This is a genomic window from uncultured Thalassospira sp., assembly GCF_963976115.1.
In the GTDB taxonomy this organism is placed as follows: Bacteria; Pseudomonadota; Alphaproteobacteria; order Rhodospirillales; family Thalassospiraceae; genus Thalassospira.
This window is the reverse complement of record NZ_CAXBJJ010000007.1, coordinates 128386-154282: the sequence shown is the minus strand read 5'-3', so window position 1 is coordinate 154282 and position 25897 is coordinate 128386. Positions and strand designations below refer to the sequence as shown.

Sequence of the window (25897 nt, the reverse complement as noted above, 5' to 3'; positions counted from 1 at the left end):
GGGATCACCGGTAACAGACGAAACAGGAAATTCGTTTAATAAAAAAACGCGAAACAGGGGGTTAGGTTCCATAGAAACCACATGATTTTCACATCACGCCCACAATGACGGCATCCTCCAAACCGCAGCACGGCCTTTGCACGATCATGGTGGGTATTTCAAACAGATGGCACAAGCAATCAGGTCAGAAAAATACGGTCACATATGGGAAGAAACACTTGTAAAACAGCAACATAGAACCTGAAAATGGATTTCCCGGTTGCTTAGTGGTGAGTTTCAATCACCATACCCGCTTTGATAACCTCGGTAATGGTCACGCCAAGCCGGTCATCAACAACCACAAGCTCGCCCCGGGCGACCAGCCGGTTATTGACGTAAATATCAACCGGCTCACCAACCTTGCGGTCAAGTTCCAGCACAGCGCCGCGCGTCAGGCGCATCAGTTGTGACACCTGGATCTGGCTTTTGCCAATCACGGTCGAAACCCGAACCGGAATATCATACGCCGCGCCGATTTCGCTTTCGCCGTGGCGTTTTTCGTAATGGTCTTTTTCTCTATCAGCCATATCGGTGAACCATTCCTGAAAATCCGGACATACAATGGGCAGTGGTAAGGGTGTTACTATAGCCTATCGCTGAAAATTTGGTTAGCAAACAGTTTTAAAAAACTACGGTGGATTTTTGTATAATTTTACCCTAAACAAAACCGCAGACCGCCGCCATTAAACAGCCCTTTATGACAGTTACAGGATTATCATGCCGCAAGATCGCCATTGGGTGGCCGATGCCATCGCCCGGATCGAAGCCGACTTCACCCGCTCCGCCGACACCCACCTGATCAAGCTCGATCTGCCGCAACTTGGCGACATTGGCCTGTATCTGAAAGATGAAAGCACCCATCCCAGTGGCAGCCTGAAACACCGGCTGGCACGTTCGCTGTTCTTATATGGCCTGTGCAATGGCTGGATCACAAAGGATACCCCGATTATCGAGGCATCAAGTGGCTCGACGGCGGTATCCGAAGCCTATTTTGCCCGTCTGCTCGGCTTGCGTTTTATTGCGGTCATGCCCAAAACGACCTCGCCGCAAAAAATTGCTAAAATCACCTTTTATGGCGGCGAATGCCATCTGGTTGATAATGGCGGGATGATTTATGACGAATCCCACCGCCTGACCCGCGACCTCAACGGCCATTACATGGACCAGTTCACCTATGCTGAACGCGCCACCGACTGGCGTGGCAACAACAACATTGCCGAAAGCATTTTTGAACAACTGGGTCGCGAACCCCACCGTGTCCCGCGCTGGATTGTCGTTGGCGCGGGGACCGGCGGCACGTCATCAACCATTGGCCGCTTCATTCGTTATGGCAAAATTTTGGCCGACGGGTGCGAATTGTGCGTTGCCGACCCGGAAAACTCCGTCTTTTACGATGCCTACGCCACTGGCAATTGCGACATTACCGGCACCTGCGGGTCGCGGGTCGAAGGTATTGGCCGCCCCCGGGTTGAACCCAGCTTTAACCCCACCGTCGTCGACCATATGATAAGGGTGCCCGATGCAGGCAGCTTTGCCGCCCTGCATTACCTTGAAAAACACCTTGGTCGCCGCTGTGGCGGATCTACCGGTACCAACCTTATCGCGACCCTGGCCCTGATCAGTGAAATGAAACAGGCGGGTGAAAGCGGCTCTGTCGTGACCTTGCTGTGCGACAGCGGTGATCGCTACAGCGACACCTATTACAATCCGCAATGGATCGCCGACCAGGGCATTGACCTTGCCCCCTGGCGCAAAGCCCTTGAAACTTTCGATCAAACCGGAATTTTCGATGTGAAGCTGGACCGGCACAGTGCCTGATAGCGGCATTCCCGCCGCTGCTATACATAGGCGAACCCGACCTGTCGGAATTGCAGATACCAGATAATGAAACGGGCGGGGAAAACCCCGCCCGTTTCATTATCAGATGCGTGTCGGTATGCTGTTATGCACCCGCAACCTCAATCTTGCGCGGTTCGGGCTTCTGCTCTGCAACCTTTGGCAGAGAAAGCGTGAGAACGCCGTTTTTAAATGTGGCCGCAATATTGTCGGCATCGACATTTTCAGGCAGACGGAAAGACCGGGTAAAGCTGCCATAACTGCGTTCAACAACACGGGCACCTTCATCGCTTTCGCGGACTGATTTCTTTTCACCCTTGACGGTCAGAACACCTTCAAGCACGGAAACATCGACATCGCCCTGTTCTACACCGGGAAGTTCGGCGCTCAGTTCAATCGCGTCTTCGCTTTCATAAACATCGATGCGGGGATTAAGGATTTTGGCGGCGTCGAATGCCTGGGCATCCCCTTGCACTTGTGCCGGGCGCATCGCACCACGGCCAAGGAACGACCCCAGCACGCGGTCAAGATCGCGGGAAAACACACCAAAAGATTCGCCAATTGCCGGAGCATTGGCAATACGACGCGACACACCGTTTACGTTTGAAAAACCGTTCATAATTACTCTCCATATAAGACGAGCATTCTTGCGCTATTGGTCCAGCCAGGCTGCAACCCTTGCGCGATCAGGGCCACCATGGCCCCTTCAGTTCAAAAGATAATTCGCCCGCCAAAAGTCGCAAGGGCATGAGGCATTTTTTTTCGATTTTCTTCGATTTGTTCCGCATTGCACGAAACACATTGGCGTTTGCCCCGGCCCCTCGTTAGGATTGCCCCATATGCAGGTACCACCAATGTGGCACCCCCACCTTTTGACTGGAATATAATCCCATGAGTCACCTTTTCACCCCGCTTGCCCTGGGCAAGCTAGAACTCGACAATCGCATCATCATCGCCCCGATGTGCCAATATTCGGCTGATAATGGCAAAGCCACCGACTGGCACACCATCCATCTCGGCAATCTGGCCCTGTCAGGCGCCAGCCTGCTTATCCTTGAAGCTACCGCAGTGGCGCCCGAGGGCCGCATCACCTATGCCGATCTTGGCCTGTGGGATGATGAAACCGAAAATGCCCTGGCACACACATTAAAGGCTGTTCGGGCCAATTCGGACATGCCAATCGCCATTCAACTGGGCCACGCGGGGCGTAAAGCCAGCACAGCCAAGCCGTGGGACGGCGGACACGCCCTTCGCCCGGATGACGAAAATGGCTGGCAGGTTGTTGCCCCCTCGGCCGTTCCGTTTCTTGACGGCAACCCGGTACCCGAAGCACTCAGCAAGGACCGCATTGCCGAAATCGTTGCCCGCTTTGCCAAGGCAGCAAAGCGCGCCGACCGCCTGGGCATTGATGCCATCGAATTACACGGCGCGCACGGCTATCTGATCCATCAGTTCTTATCTCCGCTCTCAAACCGGCGCAGCGACGAATATGGCGGCAGCCTTGAAAATCGCATGCGGTTTGCGCTGGAAATTTACGATGCCGTACGCGCTGCATTTGGCGCGGATAAACCGGTCGGTATTCGCATTTCCGCCAGTGACTGGGTAAAAGACGGCTGGGACATCGAACAAAGTGTGGTTCTGGCCAAGGCCCTGAAAGAACGTGGCTGTGATTTCATCCATGTCTCATCAGGTGGCCTTCATGCGGCCCAGCAAATTCCGGTTGGCCCAAGTTATCAGGTTCCCTTTGCCCAGCGCATCAAGGCCGAAACCGGGCTGACCACCATCGCCGTGGGCCTGATCACCGAAGCCGAACAGGCCGAAGCCATTATCGGCACCGGCCAGGCCGACGCCATCGCCCTGGCGCGCGGCATTCTTTATGATCCGCGCTGGCCGTGGCACGCTGCGGCCAAACTGGGCGCCACCATCACACCGCCCAACCAGTATTTACGCTGCCAGCCACACACCCTGAAACAGCTTTTCAAATAATCTCTCATGCGGCCCGAAGGCTTTTGTCATCGGGCCGTTTTTGTGTCTGCACCGGCTCAACAATCCTTCTTTTTCCCCAAGCGCCGAGTCGACTAACTATTTGCAATAAAACTATTTTCGCAAATATTCCGGCTGTTTGGCCTGTTTTGGAACGATAATATTCTTTAACCTAACACCCCGCTCCCAATAACGTTATCGGTGTCATCAATTCAAAGTGTGATCCATATGACACTAAAAAATTTGACCCTACCGACTGGAAAGCGATAGGCTTTTTCTACATCAAATGCAGTGTATTTATAAGGTGTCATCCGTACAAAAGCAGGCCAACAAAACGGCTCTCGAAAAACATCAAGTCTATACACCCCTCCCCCCAAATAAAGGAAACTCCATGAAAGCGCTTACATATCAAGGTCCGGGTAAAAAAGGCTGGATTGAAAAAGAAAAACCCGGCATTCAAAAACCGACGGATGTGATCGTCAAAATCACCAAAACAACGATTTGCGGGACCGATCTTCATATTCTTAAAGGCGATGTCCCCGCTGTAACAGAAGGACGCACCCTGGGCCACGAAGGGGTTGGCATTGTTGAAGAAGTCGGGTCTGCGGTTCGCAATTTCAAAAAAGGCGATGCCGTCCTGATCTCCTGCATCACATCTTGTGGTTCCTGCCCGAATTGCAAACGCCAGCTCTATTCCCATTGCTCCGATGGCGGCTGGATCCTGGGCCATTTGATTGACGGCACCCAGGCCGAATATGTGCGCATTCCGCATGGCGACAACTCGCTTTATCCCATCCCCGAAGGTTCAGACGAAGAAGCATTGGTCATGCTGTCTGACATCATGCCAACCGGGTTTGAAATCGGCGTTCTTGCCGGTCACGTCAAACCGGGCGACAGCATCGCCATTGTCGGCGCAGGTCCGGTGGGCATGGCGGTTTTGCTAACCGCACAGTTCTATTCACCCGGTCGCATCATCATGATCGACACCGACGAGGCACGCCTGGAAATGGCCCGTCAATTTGGCGCAACCGACACACTGACCGTCGGCAAGGATGACGTCATTGCATCGGTGATGGACATGACCGACGGCTTGGGTGTTGATGTTGCCATCGAGGCCGTTGGCGTTCCGGCAACCTTCGATACCTGCCAGAAAATCGTTTCCGCAGGCGGCAACATTGCCAATGTCGGCGTTCACGGCACCGCCGTAGAGCTGCATATCGAAGAGCTTTGGATTAAAAACATCAATATCTCGATGGGTCTGGTTAACACCAATACAACCCCGATGCTGATGAAGACCATGCAATCAGGCAAGGTTAAACCCGAACAGCTGATCACGCACCGCTTCAAACTTGACGAGATTGAACAGGCCTACGAAGTCTTTGGCAACGCATCGCGTGAAAAGGCGATGAAGGTTATTCTCGCCCAATAACCGGCACAGCCTGCCAGTTAACGCAAAGCGGGTACCGGAAGGGCATATCTTTATAAAAGGATGTGCCCTTTCTTCGTACCCTCATCAGGCAACATACCAGCCCTTGCCTTGTGACAGGCAACGACCGGCAAGATTATGCCAAACACCCATATGGCAAAAAAAAGGGCCCCGCATTGCTGCGAGGCCCCCTTCCTAACTGTAAGGTCGCGTGGTTGGTCTGGCTTAGAAGCCCATACCGCCCATGCCACCCATACCGCCCATGCCACCCATGTCAGGTGCACCGCCAGAAGACTTGTCTTCTGTTTTTTCAGCGATCATGCATTCGGTGGTGATCAGCAGACCCGCAACCGAAGCGGCATCCTGAAGGGCAGTACGAACAACCTTGGCCGGATCGATGATGCCAGCTTTGATCAGGTTGGTGTATTCGCCTTTCTGGGCGTCGAAACCGAATTCGACGTCGTCCTGTTCGAGCAGCTTGCCCGCAACAACGGCACCGTCAACACCGGCATTCTGTGCGATCTGGCGAACCGGAGCCTGCAGGGCGCGACGAACAATGTCGATACCGATGGTCTGGTCGTGGTTAACGCCTTCAAGACCTTCAAGCGCGCGGGTTGCGTACAGCAGAGCCGTACCACCACCAGCAACGATGCCTTCTTCAACAGCTGCACGGGTTGCATGCAGAGCATCGTCAACGCGGTCTTTACGTTCTTTAACTTCGATTTCCGAAGCGCCACCGATCTTGATCACAGCAACACCGCCAGCGAGTTTCGCCAGACGTTCCTGCAGTTTTTCGCGATCGTAATCAGAGGTGGTTTCTTCGATCTGTGCACGGATCTGGCCAACGCGGGCTTCGATCTGTGCTTTTTCACCAGAACCGTCAACAATGGTGGTTTCTTCTTTGGTGATGGTGATCGATTTCGCGGTACCAAGCATGTCAAGCGAAACGCTTTCAAGCTTGATGCCGAGATCTTCGGAAACAACCTGGCCACCGGTCAGGATGGCGATGTCTTCAAGCATGGCTTTACGACGATCACCAAAGCCCGGAGCTTTAACAGCAGCAATTTTCAGGCCGCCGCGCAGCTTGTTGACAACCAGGGTTGCCAGGGCTTCGCCTTCAACGTCTTCAGCAATGATCAGAAGCGGCTTGCCGGACTGAACAACAGCTTCAAGCAACGGCAGCATCGGCTGCAGCGAGGAAACCTTTTTGTCGAACAGCAGGACGTACGGTGCGTCCAGTTCGACAATCATCTTTTCCGGGTTGGTCACGAAGTAAGGTGACAGGTAACCACGGTCAAACTGCATGCCTTCGACAACGTCGAGTTCAGTGTGCAGACCTTTGGCTTCTTCGACGGTGATAACACCTTCGTTGCCAACTTTTTCCATGGCTTCAGCGATCATATCGCCAACTTCACGGTCACCGTTTGCCGAAATGTTACCAACCTGTGCGATTTCATCGCGGCCGGTGACTTTACGTGCACGGCTCTGGATCGATTCGATGACTTTGTTGGTCGCAAGATCGATACCGCGTTTCAGGTCCATCGGGTTCATGCCCGCAGCAACAGACTTGTTGCCTTCACGCACGATCGCCTGAGCCAGAACGGTTGCAGTGGTGGTGCCGTCACCCGCCATGTCGGCGGTACGTGAGGCAACTTCACGCAACATCTGTGCGCCCATGTTTTCGAACTTGTCAGAAAGTTCGATTTCTTTGGCAACGGTAACACCGTCTTTGGTCACGCGCGGTGCGCCAAAGGATTTTTCGATAACAACGTTACGGCCTTTCGGACCGAGGGTCACTTTGACAGCATCAGCAAGGATGTCTACGCCGCGCAACATTTTGGCGCGTGCTTCTGTCGAAAATTTTACTTCTTTAGCCATTCTATTCTTTCCTCTCTATGAGACGGATGAACATCGAACCAAAATCACCCAAATGGGCTGACTTAGGCCAGAATACCCACAATGTCAGATTCTTTCATGATCAACAGCTCTTCGCCATCAATCTTGACTTCAGTACCTGACCATTTGCCAAACAGAACCTTGTCGCCAGCTTTGACGTCAAGTGCGATGAGCGAGCCATCGTCTTTACGAATGCCATTGCCAACAGCAACGACTTCGCCTTCCTGCGGCTTTTCTTTTGCGGTATCAGGAATAATGATGCCACCAGCAGTCTTCTGGTCGGATTCGACACGACGTACCAGTACACGATCATGTAACGGACGGAACTTCATTTTCGACAACTCCGTGTAAAAATCTAGGGCTCGATTATTGAAACACTAACCGGGATGAGCCCACGTTAGCACTCACCCCCGGTGAGTGCTAACAGCAAGTAAGGGAATGGTCGGAAATTGTCAATAGCCCAATGGGGTAAGTCGCAAAAAAGTCATATTTTCCGCCGGTTTTTTCATGCCGTAGCAACGCCTGAAACGTCCTCGGACAAACACCCACCTTAAAATGCAGCATCCCCGTCATCATCACGGCGGAAATAATCATAGGGCATCGGGCCAAAGCGGTTTGGACCCAACTGGGTTGGTTTGCACCACCACACAATCAGAACAATAAGACCAATCAATGGCACCAGCGTTAAGAGCATCCACCACCCGGAACGATCTGTATCGTGCAGGCGGCGCACCGCCAATGCCAAACCGGGAACAAACGTGATCAAATTAAAAATACCCTCAAGCGTCCCCTGATCGCCCATACCCCATCCATCGATGGCGGAACACACAATCGACACCGCCAGCACAAACAACTGCCACCACCAAAAGGCAGACCGCGACGCCCGGTCGCGAAAATTAAAAAAGTTGTTAAACCCCGAACTAACGGCTTCCCCAAATTTCATGTCGTGTGTCCCGCCTGCCTTTAAGTATCCATCACATTCCTGTTTGTTTTACGGGATCAACCGGAGACTGAAAACCGCTTTCACATGCTCTATGCGGTATGATTTAATTATTTTTCGCCCTCGCAACCGATCTGCACTTATTTGCGCAAAACACACAAGAACCGGCGCTGTGCTTTCTTTGCGCCGGTTCTTGTCTCAATGCCGTCGGTTACTGGCGGGCAATACCGACCCTGCCGGTATCGACCAGTTTCAAGGCCCAGTTTTCCGCTGCCGTATCCTCAAGGTTCAAATACTGCGCCAGATAGGCCAGCCGGTCGGTATCATCACCCTCGGCCGTACAAAACCGGTCTTGCAGGTAAAACGGCGGCGTTGCCTGATAATAAAGCCGCGCTTGCACCTTGGCCGGTTCACCGGGGATGTCGGCCAGCTTGACCTCATAACGCAGGCTGTCGCCCCCGCTTTGGGTTGGTCCGCCATAGTCAGGATCGGTGCCAACGGCGGTAAACCCGGCATCCTCGGCCAAGTCGCTTCCGGCTCCCAGTGCCTGTGAAATCGCTTCACGTTGTTCCAGCGCCAGATAACCCGGTGGCGGCAGGCGGTTATCTTTGACCTCGGCACAGATCGACAGGAAACTGGTGGTCAACTCCCCTTGCGGGCGCACATTATGCCCGCAGGAAAACTGCGATCCATCACGCGGCGGCGTGCTGACCAGTTCCTGATAAATCTGGGTCTGGTCCTGCGCTGTGATCACCTCGAAATGGGGTTGATGCAGGCGCTTTTCCGGCGCGATCCGGTGGGTACAGGTATCATCCCACCAAAGCTCGCCTTTCAGCGGTTTGTTATGCTGGTCCACCAGCAGCCCGGCCTTGTTCACCCGGCCAGACGCCCACAAAACCTTATCATTGACGTCAAGCACCTCGAACTGGATAAAGGCACGGCGAAACCCGACCCCGGAGGGAAATTTATGCCCGGTATGGCTGTCAATTTTCACCACCGCGCTCAGTTTGCCGTCGGCAATGACCGGTTCATCGGCAAGGCTGATGCTAACAGTATCGTTTTGCGCCTGTTCCGTAATGGCGCGTGCGGTAAATTCCAGCGGATCAATCGCCATTTTCGAATTCATCATCGGGTCGGCGGTTGGAACCCCCATAATATCGGGGAATTGCTGGAACATTTTTACTAAAAACAGGTTCAGTCCCACCAGCGTATGGCGGGCAAATCCGTCACGCGGTTCCAGGTCAATATCTTTTGGTTCAAAGGTATTGGCCGCCGCCGGGAAGTTTGAATATTCCTGAATACTGGCAATTTTGCTTTTGAACGTGCCGCCAGCATCGCGTGATGGCATATGACAATTCTGGCAGGTTTGCGGCATATCCCCTGCCCCGCCGGGTAAAGCTCCGTCAATGGTGGTGCCGGTGCGATATGAACTAAACGCCCATTCGGCATAGGTCGTTTGTTCATAAATATGAGCAATGGTTTCGCCTTTGTGCAACACGGGCAAATGCACGGTATGGCAGGTGCCACACATTTCCGATGTCGAAATGGCGTCACCTTTTTCCGGTTTTATCCCCAAGGTGTAATCCATCGGGTGGGTTTTAGGTTTGTCAAACGGCCCAAACAGCTTGCCCGCAGGCCCGACCAGAAAACTGCCGGTAAAGGTTTTGCCAAAACCGGTGTTTTCCGCGTTCAACTGTGCCTGACGTTGCAACACACAGGCATTTTGCGGGTCATCGGCGTATTTCTCGTTCGCTTCTTTGCCCAGCACCATTTGATGGCAGGCCATGCACGAAATACCATCGCGTGCCAGCGCGCCATAGGATGCATGGGCCGCCGTCGGGTTCCCCGGTGGATAAGGCACCGCATTAACAATATCGCGGTCAAACACGCCGCAATCACCCGCATTTGCGGCAGCATGATCAATTTGAAACTGCCTTTGCCCCAAAATGCCATGGCAGCCAAGGCAGGTGGTTTGCACCAGATCGGCCTGATCGGGATGAAATGTCTGGGTTTCGCTGGCCATTTGGGCAAAGAAAATCGGATCGCGGCCCGCAAGCCCCATCGGCGAGGACCGCCACGTGGCATAGGGCGACAAATTAAGCAGCTTGTCGCTTTGCGGGTCCGGCATTGTCATATCAAACTGCAAACCGGTACTGCCCGCATCATGGCACCCGGCACATTGATCACTGGTTAAATACTGGCTTTCGGGCGACGGCCCGGCGGCAGGCATCCAGACATTGTCATAGGTTTGCGATGGCATGATAAAGCCATGCTCGGGCACCGCGCCAAACCGGTCGGCCCTGGTAACAAAAGCCAGTAAATCGTCCAGCGGCTTGATGCGCGGCTGGCCATGCGGCACCGGCTTTTTCTCCATATGCGCGCGCACGGCATGAATATCATCGGCCAAATCATCAGGCGCGGTTGCCACCATTGGGGCCTTTGCCTTGCCCGCCGTTTTCGGCGCAGCACCACCAAGATATTGATTGGCGAAAAAATCCTGCGATAAAAACACTTCAGGCTGGCCGGGATGGCCCTGCAAATTACGTTCCTCGGCAAAGGTCAAATCATGGGCCGAGCCATGGCAATTGACGCAATATTGTCCGAACCCCATATTGGGCGGGCCGTTGCTGGCACTTGCCGGCCAGTCGGGCGCCCACCCTTCACCGGGCCAGCCATACCAGCCCCAAAACCAGCCATCCTTCGACCCTTGGGCATCGCGCACCATAATTGCAGCGCCGCTGGTGGGAAACAAATAGTCCGGGTCATATTTCGCACAGGCCGATGCGGGCTGGGGAAACATTTCCTTTACCATAATCGCGCCATCGGGAATGGCGTGTTGCCGGTCCGGGTGGGCCTTGTCGCTGGGCCGGTTTTTTGCCAGCCACTCCACCATATCGGGCGAATACCAGATCACAACCGGGGAATGCGTGCCATGATAGGTGCCGTCCCACAGTGCCCCTTTTTCCCCGGCAATCCGGGCGGCAGTATAGGGGCCGGTATCGCGCACATATTTATCGCGCACCCAGCCCGATTGGGTATCACGATGGCACCAGTTATTAAAAAACTGCGATAAGGCGGCTTCATATTCACTCAACGGCAATGCTGCGGGATGGCGCACCGTTTCGCTTAATGACTGGCACAGCGCCAGATCGGTTGGCACCATTGGTTTGTCGCGCAAAGCTTTTTCGCATGTTTGTGCAATGGCAACTGTGGCAACACAGCTTGCGATTGCGGCAAACATAAAGGCTTGTAATTTACCCCGGATCGTCATGGCCCCTCTCTCCCCGTCCCCGGCGGCACCCCTGCCGCCAGCTCCATTAAAAAGTGTAAGGGGCCAGGAAAGTCTCATCAACTCATAATTGATAAAATTAAACTAAATTTCAATCTTTGCAGAAAGCGCGTCACATGCCGCCCGGTAAAACGTCAGCAATTTCGTGGCTGGTTTTTACCGGCCCCAACCGGACGCGCCATGACATCAGACAGGTGTAAAACCGACCGCGAGCACGCCGACAAGAACAACAAAAAATTTACCCCGCAGCCAAACCGGCCACGGGGTATTCATTTTATGAACATTTGACAGCAACAAGCGCCGTAACGCCTATTCCACTGTCACCGATTTTGCCAGGTTGCGCGGCTGGTCCACGTCCGTGCCTTTATGCACCGCCACATGATAGGCCAGCATCTGCACCGGAATCGTATAAAGGATAGGTGCGACGAAATCGGCGACCTTTGGCAATTCGACCGTGGCCGAGGCCATATCGCCCACCATTGCCAATCCTTGTGCGTCGGACAGGAAAATCACCCGGCCACCACGGGCCGCGGCTTCTTGCATGTTCGATGCGGTTTTTTCAAACAGTTCGTCCGACGGGGCGATTACGATAATCGGCACCGACTGGTCAATCAGGGCAATCGGCCCATGTTTCATTTCACCCGCAGCATAGCCTTCAGCATGGATATAGGAAATTTCCTTAAGCTTTAAGGCCCCTTCCATCGCAATCGGATACCCAAGACCGCGCCCCAGATACAAAACATCCCGCGCATCGGCGATGTTAAGCGCCAGCTGGCGAATTTCTTCGTCATGATGCAGCACTTCGGCGACCTGCTTGGGCAGTTCGGTCAGGGCATTAACGATGGCGGATTCTGCTTCCTTGCCGAGCGTGCCGTTTTCACGACCGATGGTCACCGCAAGGCAGGCCAGAACGGTCAACTGGGTGGTGAAAGCCTTGGTTGATGCCACACCAATTTCCGGCCCGGCATAAGTTTGCAACACAACGTCGCTTTCGCGTGCAATCGTGCTTTCGGCGACGTTAACAATGGACAAAATCTTTTGCCCCTTCGATTTGGCATACCGAAGGGCGGCCAATGTGTCGAGGGTTTCGCCAGACTGCGAAATGAACAGGGCAATGCCGCCCTTGGGAAGCGGCGGGCAGCGATAGCGAAATTCCGATGCCACATCAACATCAACCCCCAGACCGGCATAACGTTCGATCCAGTGTTTTGCCACCAGCCCCGCATAAAACGAGGTGCCACAGGCAACAATCGTCAGCCGGGTGGCCGCCCCAATGTTAAACGGCATGTCGGGCAGCTTGATGGTGCGGGTTGCGGGGTTGATAAAGGAATGCAGCGTGTCGCCGATCACGGCGGGCTGTTCGAAAATTTCCTTTTGCATGAAATGGTTATAGTTGCCCTTGCCCATCATGGCACCCGACACCGCCGAAAGTTTGATCTCGCGGGTGACATCATTGTCATGCTCGTCGCGGACCTGAACGTGGTCGCGGGTCAGTTCCACCCAGTCGCCTTCTTCAAGGTAAATCAACCGGTTGGTCAGGTGCGACAGGGCCATCGCATCGGACCCCAGATACATCTCGCCCTCGCCCAGGCCCACCGCCAGCGGTGTGCCGCGCCGCGCCCCAAAAATCACATCATGAAAACCGGCAACAATAATCACCAGGGCAAACGCCCCCTCAATCCGGTGCAAGGTTGCCTGAACCGCTTCGCGCGGGGTTTTGCCCTGGTCCAGAAAATCCGACACCAGATGCACAATCACCTCGGTATCGGTATCGGATTCAAAAACACGGCCCTTGGCCGTCAGTTCGGCTTTAAGGTCGCGGAAATTTTCAATGATGCCATTGTGAACAACGGCAACCTTGCCATCGGTGTGCGGGTGCGCATTATTTTCGGTTGGCACCCCATGGGTGGCCCAACGGGTATGACCAATACCAACATCACCGCCCAGCGGCTGTTCCGTCAGGCGCTGGCTTAAATTCACCAGCTTGCCTTCAGCACGGCGACGTTCGATTTTACCATTGATCAGGGTCGCAATACCGGCTGAATCATATCCGCGATATTCCAGGCGTTTCAGCCCTTCAAGAATGCGTTCACTTACACTGTCTTTGCCGATAATACCGATAATGCCGCACATATGCTGTGTCTTTCCCAAATTTAACTGTGCATCCGCCAATAGCGGACCTGATTGCACCAAAGATTTTATCCCAGGTCGCCATCAGCCGACCTCGTAAAGACCTGATATTACCCCTTGCCGGTCAATGCCCGCATTTTTTCGCGAAACCGGGCGGCCCAACCGGCCTTTTCCGTCCGTTCGGCGCGCACCAGCACCAGCGCATCGGCGGCAACATCGCCGCTGATCGTGCTGCCAGCACCAACAATGGCCCCATCGCCCACCGTAACGGGGGCGACCAAGGCACTGTTCGAACCAATAAACGCGCCAACACCAATGTCGGTCTGGTATTTCTGGAAACCATCATAATTGCAGGTAATGGTCCCCGCCCCGATATTGGCTTTCGCCCCAATGCGCGCATCGCCGATATAAGATAAATGGTTGACCTTGGCCCCGGTTTCGAGCGTGGCCTTTTTAATCTCGACAAAGTTGCCGACCTTCGCGCCTTCGCCAATATCGGCACCGGGCCGCAGGCGCGCATAAGGGCCAATATCGGCCTGGCTGGCAATGGTGCAGCCTTCCAGATGGCTAAAGGCCTTGATGGTGACGTTATCGCCAATTTTAACCCCCGGGCCAAACACCACATGGGGTTCAATCACCACATCCTGGCCAATTTCGGTATCGGCACACAAAAACACCGATGCCGGGTCGACAAGGGTCGCGCCATTGGTCATGGCGGCATCACGCAGACGGCTTTGCATCAGTTGTTCGGCAGTGGCAAGCTGGGCGCGCGAATTAACACCAAGGGTTTCTTCCTCGGCGACCTCGACGGCAATGCAGGTTCTGCCCTGATCGCGTGCAACGGCCACCGCATCGGTCAGGTAATATTCGCCTTTGGCATTTTTGTTGTTAATCGCATCAAGCAAATCAACCATGCCCTCGGCGGCAAAACACATGACACCAGAATTGCAAAAACCGATCCGGCGTTCGGCGTCGGTGCATTCCTTGTCTTCGACAATCGCCAGCAATTCCCCGGTAAACGGGTCGGTCGCCAGGCGGCCATAACCGGCAGGATCATCAGGGGTAAAACCCAGAACCGCCACCGCGTGCGGCCCATTCTGGCGTGCCGCAATCAGGCGTTCCAGCGTTGCGGGGGTGAAAAGCGGACTATCGCCATATAACACCAACACATCGCCCTTGGCCTGTTCCAGCGCATTGCGCGCGGCCAAAACCGCGTGCGCGGTGCCAAGGCGATCGGTCTGTTCAAATGTCGGATGCGGGGCCACGGCCTTTGCAAGGGCAGGCATATCGGGGCCAACCACAATCAGGGTTTGCTCGGCATGCAGGGAACGGGCCGCGTCGATCACGTGGTTTACCATCGGCTTACCTGCAATTTTATGCAGTACCTTGGGCTGCGCGCTTTTCATCCGCGTTCCCATACCCGCCGCCAGCACAACAACACTCAATGATCTCGACATTTAAAATCCCTTATTTCCGAACACATAATGATATGGCCCGCGATCCGATACGGTAAAGCCCCATCACCACCGCACTCCTAACGCAAATCGGTGCAATGCAAAAGCCCCGCACGAATCACGTTTTGTAACCTGATGTTAGCAGATGTTACAGATTGTTAATGCCCTTGTTATTGGCACATATGCTGATAAATTCATCTTATAAAATTCTGTGTTTTTATCATGACAAAAGGCGCCCCCATGACCAAATTCATCCTGTTCGACCTGGACGGCACCCTGATTGACGGGGTCGAGGATCTGGTTGTGGCGATGAACCATTTGTTAGGCCAACACGACCTGGCCCCCCTTACCCGCCATGAACTGGAACCGATGCTGGGCGACGGGGCACGGATGTTGACCCAACGCGCCTTTGCCGCCCGAAATGCCGATTTGGATGAAGCTGCCCTGTCGGCAGCATATGACAAATTTATATCGCTGTACGAGGCGACAGGATACCACGACACATATTTGTATCGCGATGCCGAAACCACATTACGCAGCCTGCATGACCAAGGCTGGAAAATTGGCCTGGCTTCAAACAAACCCACCCGCCCGTGTTGCGAAATTTTATCCCTGCTGGGCATTGATGACCTGTTCACCACCATTGCCGGGGGCGATGCCACCCACGTTCGCAAACCCGATGGCGGCCATTTGGCCTTTGCGCTAAATGCCATGGGCTATAACCGCGATACAGGCGATACCGCCGTTATGGTCGGCGATCACGCCAATGATATAAATGCGGCGCGCGCCATTGGCATTGCCGCCATCGCCGTTGCCTTTGAAGTGGACGATACCAAGGCCCGCACACTGGGTGCGGATGCCGTTTTAACCCGCTTTGCCCAACTGCCTGACGCCTTGAAAGAAATTGCCTGAAAACGCGGCTTGACACCCCCGTCGGTGGCCCTTATAAACCGCGCCACCGACGGAATACGAAGCAGTCACCGACGCACTGTTTCGCCGTTTCGGGCGTATAGCTCAGTTGGTTAGAGCGTTCCCTTCACACGGGAGAGGTCACAAGTTCGAATCTTGTTACGCCCACCATTTCCCCAATCCCCCAACGATCTCTGTTAAAGGCTGAAATCTGGCTTTAAGCATATCTGCCTGTTATTTCTTTTGGTGCCCCCCCTGCCCAAAAGAAAAGGCACCAATGCAGCCGGTGATTGCATTGGTGCCTGATATAATGTTCCGGCGAGCACCACACCATCTTGCCGTTTAACAAGCTGGTGTGGCGTTTTTAGCCCCGATTTTAGTGACTATCCTTCGGGATCTCCTTGCCGCGACCGCCCAGCAAGAAGTCAAAATCAGCCCCTTTATCGGCGCCAATGACGTGGCTGTAATAAAGGGATGCATAACCGCTTGCCGGTATCGGCACCGTGGTTTGCCAGGCAGCCAGACGGCTGGCGATTTCATCGTCAGGCACATCAAGATGCAAGCGGCGGTTCGGCACATCAAGTTCGATCATGTCGCCATTTTGCACAATCGCCAGCGGGCCACCGGCGGCGGCTTCGGGGGATGTGTGCAAAACAACGGTGCCGTATGCCGTGCCGCTCATGCGGGCGTCGGAAATACGCACCATGTCGGTAATGCCTTTGCGCAAAACCTTGGGCGGCAGGCCCATATTGCCAACCTCGGCCATGCCGGGATAGCCCTTGGGACCGCAGTTTTTCAAAACCATGATGCAATTTTCGTCAATATCGAGGCTTTCATCGTTAATCTTGGCCTTGTAATCGTCGATATCTTCAAACACCACGGCGCGCCCACGGTGGGTCATCAGGTGTTCTGACGCGGCAGATGGTTTAAGCACCGCGCCGTTCGGGGCCAGGTTGCCCTTGACCACGGCGATGCCGCCATGCTGGGTCAGGGCTTTTTCAAACGGCAAAATAACATCGTCGTTCCAGTTGCGCACCTCGGCGACCTGGTCCCACATGGTTTCGCCCGAAACCGTGATGGCGTCTTTGTGGATCTGCCCGCTTTCGGCCAGCGCCTTGATCACCACCGGCAAGCCACCGGCATAGAAAAATTCTTCCATCAGATATTTGCCCGATGGCTGCAAATTAACGATGGTCGGAATATCGCGTCCCAAACGGTCCCAGTCATCAAGGGTCAGATCAACCCCCAGGCGCCCGGCAATCGCCAGAAGGTGAATAACCGCATTGGTCGAGCCACCAATCGCGCCATTGACACGAATGGCGTTTTCAAAGGCATCCTTGGTCATCACGTCAGACGGTTTAAGGTCATCCTTAACCATTTGTACAATGCGACGCCCGGTTAAATGGGCCATCACCCGGCGGCGACTGTCAACAGCAGGAATGGCGGCATTGCCCGACAGGGCCATACCCAGCGCCTCGGCCATGCTGGCCATGCTCGATGCGGTGCCCATGGTGTTGCACGACCCGGGCGAACGCGACATCGCCATTTCAGCATCGAGGAAATCCTCGGTGCTGATCTTGCCGGCCTTGCGATCTTCGGACAATTGCCACAGCGACGTGCCCGAGCCAATATCCTGCCCGCGCCATTTGCCATTCAGCATTGGCCCGCCGGTCACGACAATGGCGGGAATATCAACGCTCGATGCCCCCATCAGCAATGCCGGTGTGGTTTTATCGCAGCCCACCATCAACACCACGCCATCGAGCGGGGTGCCACGCAGGGCTTCTTCCACATCCATGGCGCACAAGTTGCGGAACATCATGGCCGTGGGGCGCAGCGTGCTTTCACCTGGTGAAAACACCGGAAATTCCAGCGGCAGGCCACCAGCTTCGTAAATGCCATGTTTGACCCGCTCTGCCAAATCGCGCAAATGCGCGTTGCACGGGGTTAATTGCGACCAGGTATTGCAAATACCAATCACCGGGCGGCCGTCGAACAGATCGGCAGGCAGGCCCTGGTTTTTCATCCAGCTGCGGTGATAGATATTGTCCTTGCTCGTACCACCAAACCATCCTTGCGAACGCAATGTGCGCGGCCAGGCTGCGGGTTTAAAGTTGATCATGCCCGGTCTCCTGAGTTTATGTTGAACGCGGTGTATTTTACCCCCGCGGTCCGGGCGCAAAACGCACCCGGATAGATAGTCAAACGGGTCAAAGACACGGATTTATGGGCGCAAAATGTGCTTTCACATCCCCGCCCTTGCCCGGTTTTCGCGCCGTTTTGGTATGTCATCACTTCGTTAGGCCTTGTTTTTGTTATAGACATCGAAAATCACTGCGGCGAGCAACACCAGGCCTTTAATCACCTGCTGCCAGTCAATACCGACACCCACAATCGACATCCCGTTATTCATAACGCCCATGATCAGGGCGCCGACGACAGCGCCGATAATTTTACCAACACCACCAGACATGGACGCGCCACCGATAAAGACGGCTGCGATCACGTCAAGCTCAAAGGCAAACCCGGCTTTCGGGGTTGCGGTATTTAAACGGGCGGCAAAAACCAGCCCGGCCAGCCCGGCCAGCATGCCCATATTGGCGAAAGTCAGAAATGCCAGTTTGCGGGTATTGATGCCGGAAAGCTGAGCGGCCTTTTCATTGCCCCCCATCGCATAAATGCGCCGTCCGATTGTGGTGCTGTTGGTAATAAAAGTGAAAATCGCAATCAGCACGGCCATAATGATCAGCACATTGGGCAAACCACGATAGGTCGATAAAAGATAGGCAATATACAATATCGCAAGGCCCGCAAGAGCATGTTTGGCGGCAAAAAACGCCATTGGTTCTTCAACTGCGGCAAACCGGGCTTGCTTGGCCCGTGCCCGCAGCCCCAATACAGGTAGCAGCACGGCAACAAAAAGACCCAGCGCCATGGAAAAAACGTTAAACCGGCCATCAACCAGCCCGCCGAAAAAGTCCGGCACAAAGCCCGACGACATCAACTGGAAATTGGCCGGAAACGGACCAACCGATGCCCCGCCCAGCAAGGCCAGCGTCAAACCGCGAAAAACCAGCATCCCGGCCAAAGTCACAATAAAGGACGGAATGCGCCAATACGCCACCCAATAGCCTTGCGCGCAGCCAATAAGACCACCCGCGATCAGACACACCGGAACGACAACAATGGTTGGCAGGTTCCACTGCACCGACATCACTGCGGCCAGCGCCCCGATAAAGCCCACAACCGAGCCCACCGACAGGTCAATATTGCCCCCGACAATCACCAGCAACATGCCTACAGCCATGATGATGACATAGCTGTTTTGCAAAAACAGGTTGGTCAGGTTGACCGGCTTCATCAAAACGCCGTCGGTCAGATATTGAAAAAACGCCATGATCGCGATTAGCGCCAGAACCATGCCATATTCACGCATATGGGTGCGCAGGTAGTAGCTGATATTTTTGCTTGAAGTATCACTCATTGGTCTGTCCTCACCCCTTCAGGATCATGTGCATGATCTTTTCCTGGCTGGCATCGCTTGCGGCCAGCTGCCCCTTGATTTCGCCCTCATTCATCACGTAAATGCGGTCGCACATCCCCAGAAGTTCCGGCATCTCCGACGAGATCATGATGACCCCTTTGCCATCGGCTGCCAGCTGATTGATAATTGAATAAATCTCGTATTTCGCCCCCACATCAATACCGCGGGTCGGCTCGTCGAGGATCAGCACTTCCGGCCCGGCAAACAGCCACTTGGACAACACAACCTTTTGCTGGTTCCCGCCCGAAAGGTTAACAACCTTCTGGCCGACATTGGGGGTACGGATGTTGATTTTCTGGCGGTATTCCTCGGCAATGCCGCGTTCGGCCCCGTCATTAAGCACCCCGTATTCCGACACACCGGGCAAATTGGCCAGGGTGATGTTGGTGGTAATGCTTTCATCAAGGATCAGGCCCATTTCCTTGCGGTCCTCGGTCACATAGGCCAGGCCCGATGCAATGGCGCGCGGCACGGTGGAAACATCCACCTGTTTGCCATGGATGAAAACCTCGCCACTGATATTATGGCCGTATGATTTGCCAAAGATGCTCATGGCAAGTTCGGTCCGTCCGGCCCCCATCAAACCGGCAATCCCCACAACTTCGCCTGCCGCCACATCGATATTCACGTTCTTGATCAGCTTTTGGGTGGGATGAAGCGGGTGATAACAGGTCCAGTTGCGCACCTCCATCATGGTGGTGCCAATTACGGGTGTGCGCTCGGGATAGCGGTGCGCCATGTCGCGCCCGACCATATCCTTGACGATATCGTCCTCGCTAATTTGGCCGTCATGGCAATCCAGCGTTGAAACGGCCTTGCCATCGCGGATCACGGTAATCCGGTCGGCAACGCGGCTGATTTCATTTAATTTGTGCGAAATCAGGATCGAGGTAATGCCCTGATTGCGAAATTCGATCAAAAGATCGAGCAATTTCTGGCTGTCATTTTCCTGTAAACTCGAGGTCGGCTCGTCAAGGATCAGCAATTTCACCTGTTTGGACAGGGCCTTGGCAATTTCCACCAGTTGCTGTTTACCAACCCCGATATTGGTCACCAGCGTTGTCGGGGCTTCGCGCAGGCCAACCTTGCCCAGAAGTTCGGTGGTGCGGGCAAAGGTTTTGGGCCAGTTGATCACCCCGTTTTCGGACAATTCATTGCCGAGAAAAATGTTCTCGGCAATCGATAGCAACGGCACCAAAGCCAGTTCCTGGTGGATAATGATAATGCCGCGTTCTTCGCTGTCGCGAATATGCTTGAATGACTGAATGTCATCATCAAACAGAATGTCGCCTTCATAGGTTCCGTGCGGATAAACCCCGCTCAGAACCTTCATCAAGGTTGATTTTCCAGCGCCGTTTTCTCCGCACAGGGCATGAATTTCGCCCCGTCGCACCTTAAGATTAACATCATCAAGCGCCTTCACACCGGGAAAGGTCTTGGTGATATTGCGCATTTCCAGGATGGTATCCATCCGGTCCTCCCGAATTCCGGCCGTGCTGCCGGCTCCCTTTTGCAAAACGGCCCGTCTGACTTGCCACAGCGGACCGACCGCCACCTGGTTTGATCCGGCGGCTTTCGGCTTTGTCAGAAAAGCGGGCGGCGACATATCCCCGCCCGCTTTCATGTTCTTGCAAAACCGTGCTTATTTAACCTGGTCAGCCGTATAGTAACCGGAACCGAGAATAATGCCTTCCCAGTTGGATTTATCGACCAATACCGGTTCCAGCAGATAGGACGGAACAACCTTGACGCCATTGTCATAGGTTTTGGTGTCGTTCACAGTCGGCTCGTTGCCTGCCAGAACGTCATTGACCATGCTGACCGTCACACGGGCCAGTTCACGGGTATCTTTAAAAACGGTGGAATATTGTTCACCGGCAAGAATGGATTTGATCGACGGCAATTCAGCGTCCTGCCCGGTGACGATCGGCATTTTCATATCGCCCGATCCATAACCAACGCCTTTCAGCGAGGACAGGATACCAATCGACAATCCATCATAGGGCGACAAAACACCGTCAACCTTTTCATCGGTGTAATACGCCGACAGAAGGTTATCCATGCGGGCCTGGGCAACCGCGCCATCCCAACGCAGGGTGCCAACCTTGTCCATGCCCATCTGGCCGGATTTGACAACAACGGTGCCGTTATCGATTAACGGCTGCAAAATCGACATTGCGCCATTATAGAAGAAATAGGCGTTGTTATCGTCGGGTGAACCGCCAAACAGTTCAACATTATAAGGGCCGTCGCCGCGTGATGCCAGACCATCTAACAGCGAGCTTGCCTGAAGAACACCAACCTTGAAATTGTCAAACGTGGAATAATAATCGACATCGCCACTATCGCGGATCAAACGGTCATAGGCAAAAACCTTGATCCCGGCTGCCTTGGCATTTGCCAGCGCATTGGACAGGGTCGATCCATCGATGGCGGCAATCACCAGCACATCAACGCCCTTCACAATCATGTTTTCAATCTGCGACAGCTGATTGGGAATATCATCTTCGGCATATTGAAGGTCGGTTTTATATCCGGCTTCTTCAAACTGCTTGACCATCGACTCCCCATCTGAAATCCAGCGCGCAGAAGATTTGGTCGGCATCGCAATACCGACATAGCCCTTGTCAGCCGCAAAAGCCGGACTCATGCCAAGGCCCCCTGGCATGGACGGGGCAAAGGTCGCGGCCGCGCCAAAGGCAATGCCGGCCAATACAGCACTAAAACGTTTCATTATGTTTTCTCCCTAATGACACAACAATTTCCGGCATTCGCCTGTTTGGTTAAGGCACCAGGTGCCCGTCCTTGTTGTGTCGCATTATTTTGCGTAACGACTGCCATTCTTTAATGACACCAACGGCGCAATATTCTGTTGCTTTGCCATAACATTCAAATAATGAAAACTGAACGTTTCATATCAAAAATGATATGATGTTATATTCAGCCATCGCACACCCGTCACGAAAGCCCGCAACCCATGGTTCAACTACCGCACCCTCCTGTTATGACGCCGTCGCAAACCCTGCTTTTGGGGGCCGGAAACCTGTTTAAACGCGGGCTGAAAATCAGCCATTTGCGCATGGTTGTGGCGATGGAGGAAACCGGCCAGATCAGCCTGGCCGCTGCAATGTTAAAAACATCGCAACCCGCCGCATCGCGGTTATTGTCCGAGATGGAAGAAATGCTGGGCACCCGCCTGTGTGAGCGCGGCGCACGCGGGGTGGAAATGACCAATGCCGGGCGCGCCCTGGCCCAGCGGGCGCGCACCATGCTGATTGAAATGCGCGAGGCCGAACGCGAAATTGAAGACATCAAAAACGGCGGCGGCACGGTTTTTATTGGCGCGGTGACGGCGGCGGCCGTTGATCTGGTCGTACCGGTGGTCCGCGACATTCAATCGCGCAACACCCTGTTTGAAGCCCATGTTGCCATCGGCCCGTCGCATGTTCTGATCAAAAGCCTGCTGGCCGGGGAATATGACTTTATCATTGGCCGCGTGCCACAGGATATGGACCCGCGCCTGTTTCATATTCGCCAGATCCGCAGTGAAAAAATCCGCTTTCTGGTGCGCAACGGGCATCCGCTTTTGGCACATAACCCGGTGACAATGGCCCAACTGGCGCAATATGAATGGATCTTGCCGCCGCCGGGCAACCTGATGCGCCGCACCATCGAGGATGTTTTCATCGCCCAAAACCTGCCGCTGCCGCGATCAGGGCTCAATACGGCATCTTTGCTGGTCACACTGGCATCGATCAGCGACAGCGACGCCATTGCCCCGATGGCCGAAGAAGTGACATCGCTGCTCACGCGTGGCGCAGCAATTGCCGAATTGCCGCTCAGCGAAACAATCGAGATCAAACCCTATAGCCTGCTGACCGCCGCCGGGCACCGCCTGTCACCTTCGGCACAATTGGTATCAGATCATATTCTGGCCCGGATCGAAGGCCCCAACAGGTAACATCCCGCCAAGATGCCAGCGCGGCCCAACGGCGCGCCGCCGGTTTCGCAACGGGCAAAAACAACGAACCCCGACAGGTGATAAAACCGGCGGCATCGGGGTGTGTAATCAGCATATTGACAGCCTTCGACCTTGCGATTAATGCCCTGCATCGCTTGACATGCCGGGTTTCGCCCTCTCAACACAATCCTTTCATTTCGCCATCAGCTTGCCGCAAAGCGCCGCCATATGGTGCCGCCTTGAGCAGGGAATATCAATGCAAGTGCCTTATCCATCGAACCTTATTGTCATCACCGGCGGCCCCGGTGCGGGCAAAACCACACTGATCAATCACCTAAGTGAACGTGGCTATGACACCAGCCCGGAGGTTGCCCGCAACGTTATTGAAAACCAGCAAGAACGCGGCGGCAATGCCCTGCCGTGGGATGACAACGATGCCTATAGCGGCCTGATGATGCGCGGATCAATCCGCGCCTGGCAGGACGGCATGGAACAGGACCCCTTACCTGTTTTTTTTGATCGCGGCCTGCCCGATACCCTGGCGCATCGCCGGTTATCCGGCCTGCCCGACGACCCGGCCCTGATGCGGGCGATTGAAACCTATCGCTATCGCCGGTCGGTTTTTATCCTGCCACCCTGGGCCGAGATTTACAAAACCGACAGCGCAAGAACACAAAACTTCGCCGAGGCCGTCAGAACCTATGTGATTTTGTTTCGCACCTATCTTGAATGCGGGTACGCGCCCATCGAAATACGTAAAGGCCCGGTCGAACAACGGGCAGAGCAAATATTGTCGCGGTTAAAGCTGTGACCCTTAAAAATAAACACGATAAAAAACGAGCAAACAATGCCTGCACCTTTTTATTTCCACCGCGCCGCCTTTGTGGCTGCGGCACTGGCGGGCTGTGTGCTGCCGGTGATGGCCGCAAACGCCGCCTGTTATGATTGGCCCCTGCGGGAACGCGCAGGCGAATATGCCTATGACGGCGACACAATTTATATCCTGATCCCGGGCTTGCCCGGAGAAATTGCCCAAATGTCGGTGCGCGTGCGCGGGGTGGATACCCCCGAAATGCGCGGCAAATGCCCGATGGAAAAAGAACTGGCCAGCAAAGCCCGTGACTATGCACGGCAAAGCCTGAAACACGCGCAAAAGGTTGAATTTTGCGAACCGGAATGGGGCCGCTATGGCGGGCGCGTTGTGGCATCGGTCCGCATTGATGGCCGCGCCCTTGATCAGGAACTGATCAATAATGGCCTTGCACGCGCCTATGATGGCAAAACAAAACGTGCCCCCTGGTGTGGTTAGGGCCGCCCCCACGGCACGCCCAAAACAAAACCGGCGGTATTTCCTGCCGCCGGTTTCCCATTTCCGCCCAAATATAAAATCAGAAATTGCCCGGTGCACATTGCAGGCAGGTCAGGCCAAGGTCGCGCCATTTATCGACCACCGATTGGCGGTCATCGACCACCAGCCACGGGGCAAAGCCATCGGCCCGGATTTGGTGCAACAAATCTTCTTTGACCTCTTCGTCACTGCGGTGATCGGCATCGACCGGGCGCAAATAAACCCCGTCAAACGGAATTTCATGTGCCTTTAGCCACCCTTCGGTACGGTCACGCCAACCTTCGGGGCGGCCCGTACAAATGACAATGGCCTGCCCGGTGCCGTGCAAAATACGCAACAGCCGTTCAATATCGGCCACCGGAGCGGTCACATCCATCGCATCAAAAAATGCATCCCAGTATTTTACCGGCCCATGCACCAGATGGCCCAAGGCATCGGCATCAAATTCGGCCAGTGTGCCATCAACGTCAAAGACCACCGCCGGACGCGGCTGGCTGGCGGATCCTGGCACCAGCTCGTTATTTTCAAAGGTCATTCCATATCCTGTCTGGCAGCATTTGCCTGTTCTGATAGCATTTCATGGGTCCAGCGACCGTCTTGGGGGGTAAATAAAAATGGCGTGGCATTCATAATGCGCGGGCCGTCGGCATCAAACCCGGTCAGGTGTAAAATGCAGCGCATCACCCCCGAATGACCGACAATCACGGTCAGGCCTTGCGCATCACCATGCCCGGCAAGGGCAATTTTTAGCGCCTCGCACACCCGCTTACACATATCGTTAAAGGGTTCGCCGTTTGGCGGGGTTTCATAACGCTGGCATAATTCGGTTATCGGTCGCCCTTCCAGATCGCCCCAATGGCGTTCGCGCAAACCGGGCAGAATTTCGGCCTGGTGGGTAGGCACGGCCAGTTCGGCTGTGCGCTGCGCCCGGGATTGGGTGCTGGCATATACCGCCCGCCATTTATATTGCGCCATTAAGGGGGCAATCGCACGTGCCTGTTCTTCGCCGGTGGCATTCAAGGGCACATCGGTGGACCCGGCAATAATGCCGGTGCGGTTGGCTTCGGTTTCGCCGTGGCGCATAAAAACAAACGGTACCGCAGGCATGTCATAGTGCCAATAGGGGGAAATCATGTGAAAAC

At 54.5% G+C, this 25897-nt stretch carries 21 protein-coding genes and 1 tRNA gene; 8 read left to right on the top strand and 14 right to left on the bottom strand.

Annotated elements, in window-relative coordinates; translation table 11 throughout:
* Positions 1-263 precede the first annotated feature (263 nt).
* Complete coding sequence (fliN, locus tag AAC086_RS10805; protein ID WP_339778630.1) at positions 264-566, bottom strand: flagellar motor switch protein FliN; 303 nt, start codon at positions 564-566, stop codon at positions 264-266.
* Positions 567-756: 190 nt separating this feature from the next.
* Between fliN and AAC086_RS10800 the strand changes: the two genes are divergently transcribed.
* The gene (locus AAC086_RS10800) at positions 757-1857 is read left to right on the top strand and encodes a PLP-dependent cysteine synthase family protein (protein ID WP_339778628.1); all 1101 of its coding nucleotides are present in this window, start codon (positions 757-759) and stop codon (positions 1855-1857) included.
* A gap of 124 nt (positions 1858-1981) precedes the next feature.
* Here the strand turns inward: AAC086_RS10800 and AAC086_RS10795 are convergent, their stop codons facing one another.
* Positions 1982-2494 carry an Hsp20/alpha crystallin family protein gene (locus AAC086_RS10795; RefSeq protein ID WP_339778627.1) on the bottom strand — a complete coding sequence of 171 codons (513 nt, stop codon included), beginning with the start codon at positions 2492-2494 and terminating at the stop codon, positions 1982-1984.
* A 272-nt stretch (positions 2495-2766) separates the two neighbouring features.
* On the opposite strand from AAC086_RS10795, the gene AAC086_RS10790 reads away from it, so the two are divergent.
* Positions 2767-3861, top strand: a complete 1095-nt coding sequence (locus AAC086_RS10790; RefSeq protein ID WP_339778625.1) for an NADH:flavin oxidoreductase/NADH oxidase — start codon at positions 2767-2769, stop codon at positions 3859-3861.
* A gap of 388 nt (positions 3862-4249) precedes the next feature.
* Positions 4250-5287, top strand: coding sequence for a zinc-dependent alcohol dehydrogenase family protein (locus AAC086_RS10785; protein ID WP_339778623.1), 1038 nt, complete (start codon positions 4250-4252; stop codon positions 5285-5287).
* Between the two features lie 222 nt (positions 5288-5509).
* On the opposite strand, the gene groL is transcribed toward AAC086_RS10785, so the two are convergent.
* The 6 genes from groL to glmU all read right to left on the bottom strand — a co-directional run bounded on the left by groL (position 5510) and on the right by glmU (position 14996).
* Entirely contained in the window at positions 5510-7162 is a 1653-nt protein-coding gene (gene groL, locus AAC086_RS10780; RefSeq protein WP_339778621.1) for a chaperonin GroEL, read from the bottom strand.
* Positions 7163-7224: 62 nt separating this feature from the next.
* Positions 7225-7512: a co-chaperone GroES gene (groES, locus tag AAC086_RS10775; RefSeq protein WP_339778620.1), complete on the bottom strand. Its 288-nt coding sequence runs from the start codon at positions 7510-7512 to the stop codon at positions 7225-7227.
* A gap of 218 nt (positions 7513-7730) precedes the next feature.
* Positions 7731-8123, bottom strand: a complete 393-nt coding sequence (locus AAC086_RS10770; RefSeq protein ID WP_339778619.1) for a DUF805 domain-containing protein — start codon at positions 8121-8123, stop codon at positions 7731-7733.
* 208 nt (positions 8124-8331) lie between these two features.
* Entirely contained in the window at positions 8332-11391 is a 3060-nt protein-coding gene (locus AAC086_RS10765; protein ID WP_339778618.1) for a hypothetical protein, read from the bottom strand.
* 327 nt (positions 11392-11718) lie between these two features.
* Positions 11719-13542 carry a glutamine--fructose-6-phosphate transaminase (isomerizing) gene (gene glmS / locus AAC086_RS10760; RefSeq protein WP_339778617.1) on the bottom strand — a complete coding sequence of 608 codons (1824 nt, stop codon included), beginning with the start codon at positions 13540-13542 and terminating at the stop codon, positions 11719-11721.
* A gap of 107 nt (positions 13543-13649) precedes the next feature.
* Complete coding sequence (glmU, locus tag AAC086_RS10755; protein WP_339778615.1) at positions 13650-14996, bottom strand: bifunctional UDP-N-acetylglucosamine diphosphorylase/glucosamine-1-phosphate N-acetyltransferase GlmU; 1347 nt, start codon at positions 14994-14996, stop codon at positions 13650-13652.
* 237 nt (positions 14997-15233) lie between these two features.
* Between glmU and AAC086_RS10750 the strand changes: the two genes are divergently transcribed.
* Both AAC086_RS10750 and AAC086_RS10745 read left to right on the top strand, forming a co-directional pair.
* Positions 15234-15905, top strand: coding sequence for an HAD-IA family hydrolase (locus AAC086_RS10750; protein WP_339778614.1), 672 nt, complete (start codon positions 15234-15236; stop codon positions 15903-15905).
* A 91-nt stretch (positions 15906-15996) separates the two neighbouring features.
* A tRNA-Val gene (locus tag AAC086_RS10745) sits at positions 15997-16073 on the top strand.
* 205 nt (positions 16074-16278) lie between these two features.
* Here the strand turns inward: AAC086_RS10745 and araD are convergent.
* From araD to chvE, 4 genes are all read right to left on the bottom strand, one after another.
* The gene (araD, locus tag AAC086_RS10740) at positions 16279-18024 is read right to left on the bottom strand and encodes an L-arabinonate dehydratase (RefSeq protein ID WP_339778613.1); all 1746 of its coding nucleotides are present in this window, start codon (positions 18022-18024) and stop codon (positions 16279-16281) included.
* A 177-nt stretch (positions 18025-18201) separates the two neighbouring features.
* Positions 18202-19386 (bottom strand): multiple monosaccharide ABC transporter permease, encoded by a 1185-nt coding sequence (mmsB, locus tag AAC086_RS10735; protein ID WP_339778612.1) that lies wholly within the window; start codon positions 19384-19386, stop codon positions 18202-18204.
* Positions 19387-19396: 10 nt separating this feature from the next.
* Positions 19397-20917, bottom strand: coding sequence for a multiple monosaccharide ABC transporter ATP-binding protein (mmsA, locus tag AAC086_RS10730; protein WP_339778610.1), 1521 nt, complete (start codon positions 20915-20917; stop codon positions 19397-19399).
* 171 nt (positions 20918-21088) lie between these two features.
* Positions 21089-22180, bottom strand: coding sequence for a multiple monosaccharide ABC transporter substrate-binding protein (gene chvE / locus AAC086_RS10725; protein ID WP_339778609.1), 1092 nt, complete (start codon positions 22178-22180; stop codon positions 21089-21091).
* A gap of 270 nt (positions 22181-22450) precedes the next feature.
* Here chvE and AAC086_RS10720 point away from each other — a divergent pair, with 270 nt between their 5' ends.
* The 3 genes from AAC086_RS10720 (at position 22451) to AAC086_RS10710 (ending at position 24716) form a co-directional block, all read left to right on the top strand.
* On the top strand, positions 22451-23407 hold the full coding sequence (locus AAC086_RS10720; protein ID WP_339778607.1) for a LysR family transcriptional regulator: 957 nt from the start codon (positions 22451-22453) through the stop codon (positions 23405-23407).
* Between the two features lie 256 nt (positions 23408-23663).
* On the top strand, positions 23664-24218 hold the full coding sequence (locus AAC086_RS10715; RefSeq protein ID WP_339778606.1) for an AAA family ATPase: 555 nt from the start codon (positions 23664-23666) through the stop codon (positions 24216-24218).
* A 36-nt stretch (positions 24219-24254) separates the two neighbouring features.
* Positions 24255-24716, top strand: coding sequence for a thermonuclease family protein (locus AAC086_RS10710; RefSeq protein WP_339778604.1), 462 nt, complete (start codon positions 24255-24257; stop codon positions 24714-24716).
* 79 nt (positions 24717-24795) lie between these two features.
* Here the strand turns inward: AAC086_RS10710 and AAC086_RS10705 are convergent, their stop codons facing one another.
* Positions 24796-25290: a polynucleotide kinase gene (locus AAC086_RS10705; RefSeq protein WP_339778603.1), complete on the bottom strand. Its 495-nt coding sequence runs from the start codon at positions 25288-25290 to the stop codon at positions 24796-24798.
* Positions 25287-25889 (bottom strand): histidine phosphatase family protein, encoded by a 603-nt coding sequence (locus AAC086_RS10700; protein ID WP_339778601.1) that lies wholly within the window; start codon positions 25887-25889, stop codon positions 25287-25289. The genes AAC086_RS10705 and AAC086_RS10700 overlap by 4 nt, the downstream gene beginning before the upstream one ends.
* Positions 25890-25897 lie beyond the last annotated feature (8 nt).

Bases quoted from the DNA above. Each gene is read 5' to 3' on its own strand.
- fliN (WP_339778630.1), bottom strand. From the start codon at position 566: ATGGCTGATAGAGAAAAAGACCATTACGAAAAACGCCACGGCGAAAGC.
- AAC086_RS10800 (WP_339778628.1), top strand. From the start codon at position 757: ATGCCGCAAGATCGCCATTGGGTGGCCGATGCCATCGCCCGGATCGAA.
- AAC086_RS10795 (WP_339778627.1), bottom strand. From the start codon at position 2,494: ATGAACGGTTTTTCAAACGTAAACGGTGTGTCGCGTCGTATTGCCAAT.
- AAC086_RS10790 (WP_339778625.1), top strand. From the start codon at position 2,767: ATGAGTCACCTTTTCACCCCGCTTGCCCTGGGCAAGCTAGAACTCGAC.
- AAC086_RS10785 (WP_339778623.1), top strand. From the start codon at position 4,250: ATGAAAGCGCTTACATATCAAGGTCCGGGTAAAAAAGGCTGGATTGAA.
- groL (WP_339778621.1), bottom strand. From the start codon at position 7,162: ATGGCTAAAGAAGTAAAATTTTCGACAGAAGCACGCGCCAAAATGTTG.
- groES (WP_339778620.1), bottom strand. From the start codon at position 7,512: ATGAAGTTCCGTCCGTTACATGATCGTGTACTGGTACGTCGTGTCGAA.
- AAC086_RS10770 (WP_339778619.1), bottom strand. From the start codon at position 8,123: ATGAAATTTGGGGAAGCCGTTAGTTCGGGGTTTAACAACTTTTTTAAT.
- AAC086_RS10765 (WP_339778618.1), bottom strand. From the start codon at position 11,391: ATGACGATCCGGGGTAAATTACAAGCCTTTATGTTTGCCGCAATCGCA.
- glmS (WP_339778617.1), bottom strand. From the start codon at position 13,542: ATGTGCGGCATTATCGGTATTATCGGCAAAGACAGTGTAAGTGAACGC.
- glmU (WP_339778615.1), bottom strand. From the start codon at position 14,996: ATGTCGAGATCATTGAGTGTTGTTGTGCTGGCGGCGGGTATGGGAACG.
- AAC086_RS10750 (WP_339778614.1), top strand. From the start codon at position 15,234: ATGACCAAATTCATCCTGTTCGACCTGGACGGCACCCTGATTGACGGG.
- araD (WP_339778613.1), bottom strand. From the start codon at position 18,024: ATGATCAACTTTAAACCCGCAGCCTGGCCGCGCACATTGCGTTCGCAA.
- mmsB (WP_339778612.1), bottom strand. From the start codon at position 19,386: ATGAGTGATACTTCAAGCAAAAATATCAGCTACTACCTGCGCACCCAT.
- mmsA (WP_339778610.1), bottom strand. From the start codon at position 20,917: ATGGATACCATCCTGGAAATGCGCAATATCACCAAGACCTTTCCCGGT.
- chvE (WP_339778609.1), bottom strand. From the start codon at position 22,180: ATGAAACGTTTTAGTGCTGTATTGGCCGGCATTGCCTTTGGCGCGGCC.
- AAC086_RS10720 (WP_339778607.1), top strand. From the start codon at position 22,451: ATGACGCCGTCGCAAACCCTGCTTTTGGGGGCCGGAAACCTGTTTAAA.
- AAC086_RS10715 (WP_339778606.1), top strand. From the start codon at position 23,664: ATGCAAGTGCCTTATCCATCGAACCTTATTGTCATCACCGGCGGCCCC.
- AAC086_RS10710 (WP_339778604.1), top strand. From the start codon at position 24,255: ATGCCTGCACCTTTTTATTTCCACCGCGCCGCCTTTGTGGCTGCGGCA.
- AAC086_RS10705 (WP_339778603.1), bottom strand. From the start codon at position 25,290: ATGACCTTTGAAAATAACGAGCTGGTGCCAGGATCCGCCAGCCAGCCG.
- AAC086_RS10700 (WP_339778601.1), bottom strand. From the start codon at position 25,889: ATGATTTCCCCCTATTGGCACTATGACATGCCTGCGGTACCGTTTGTT.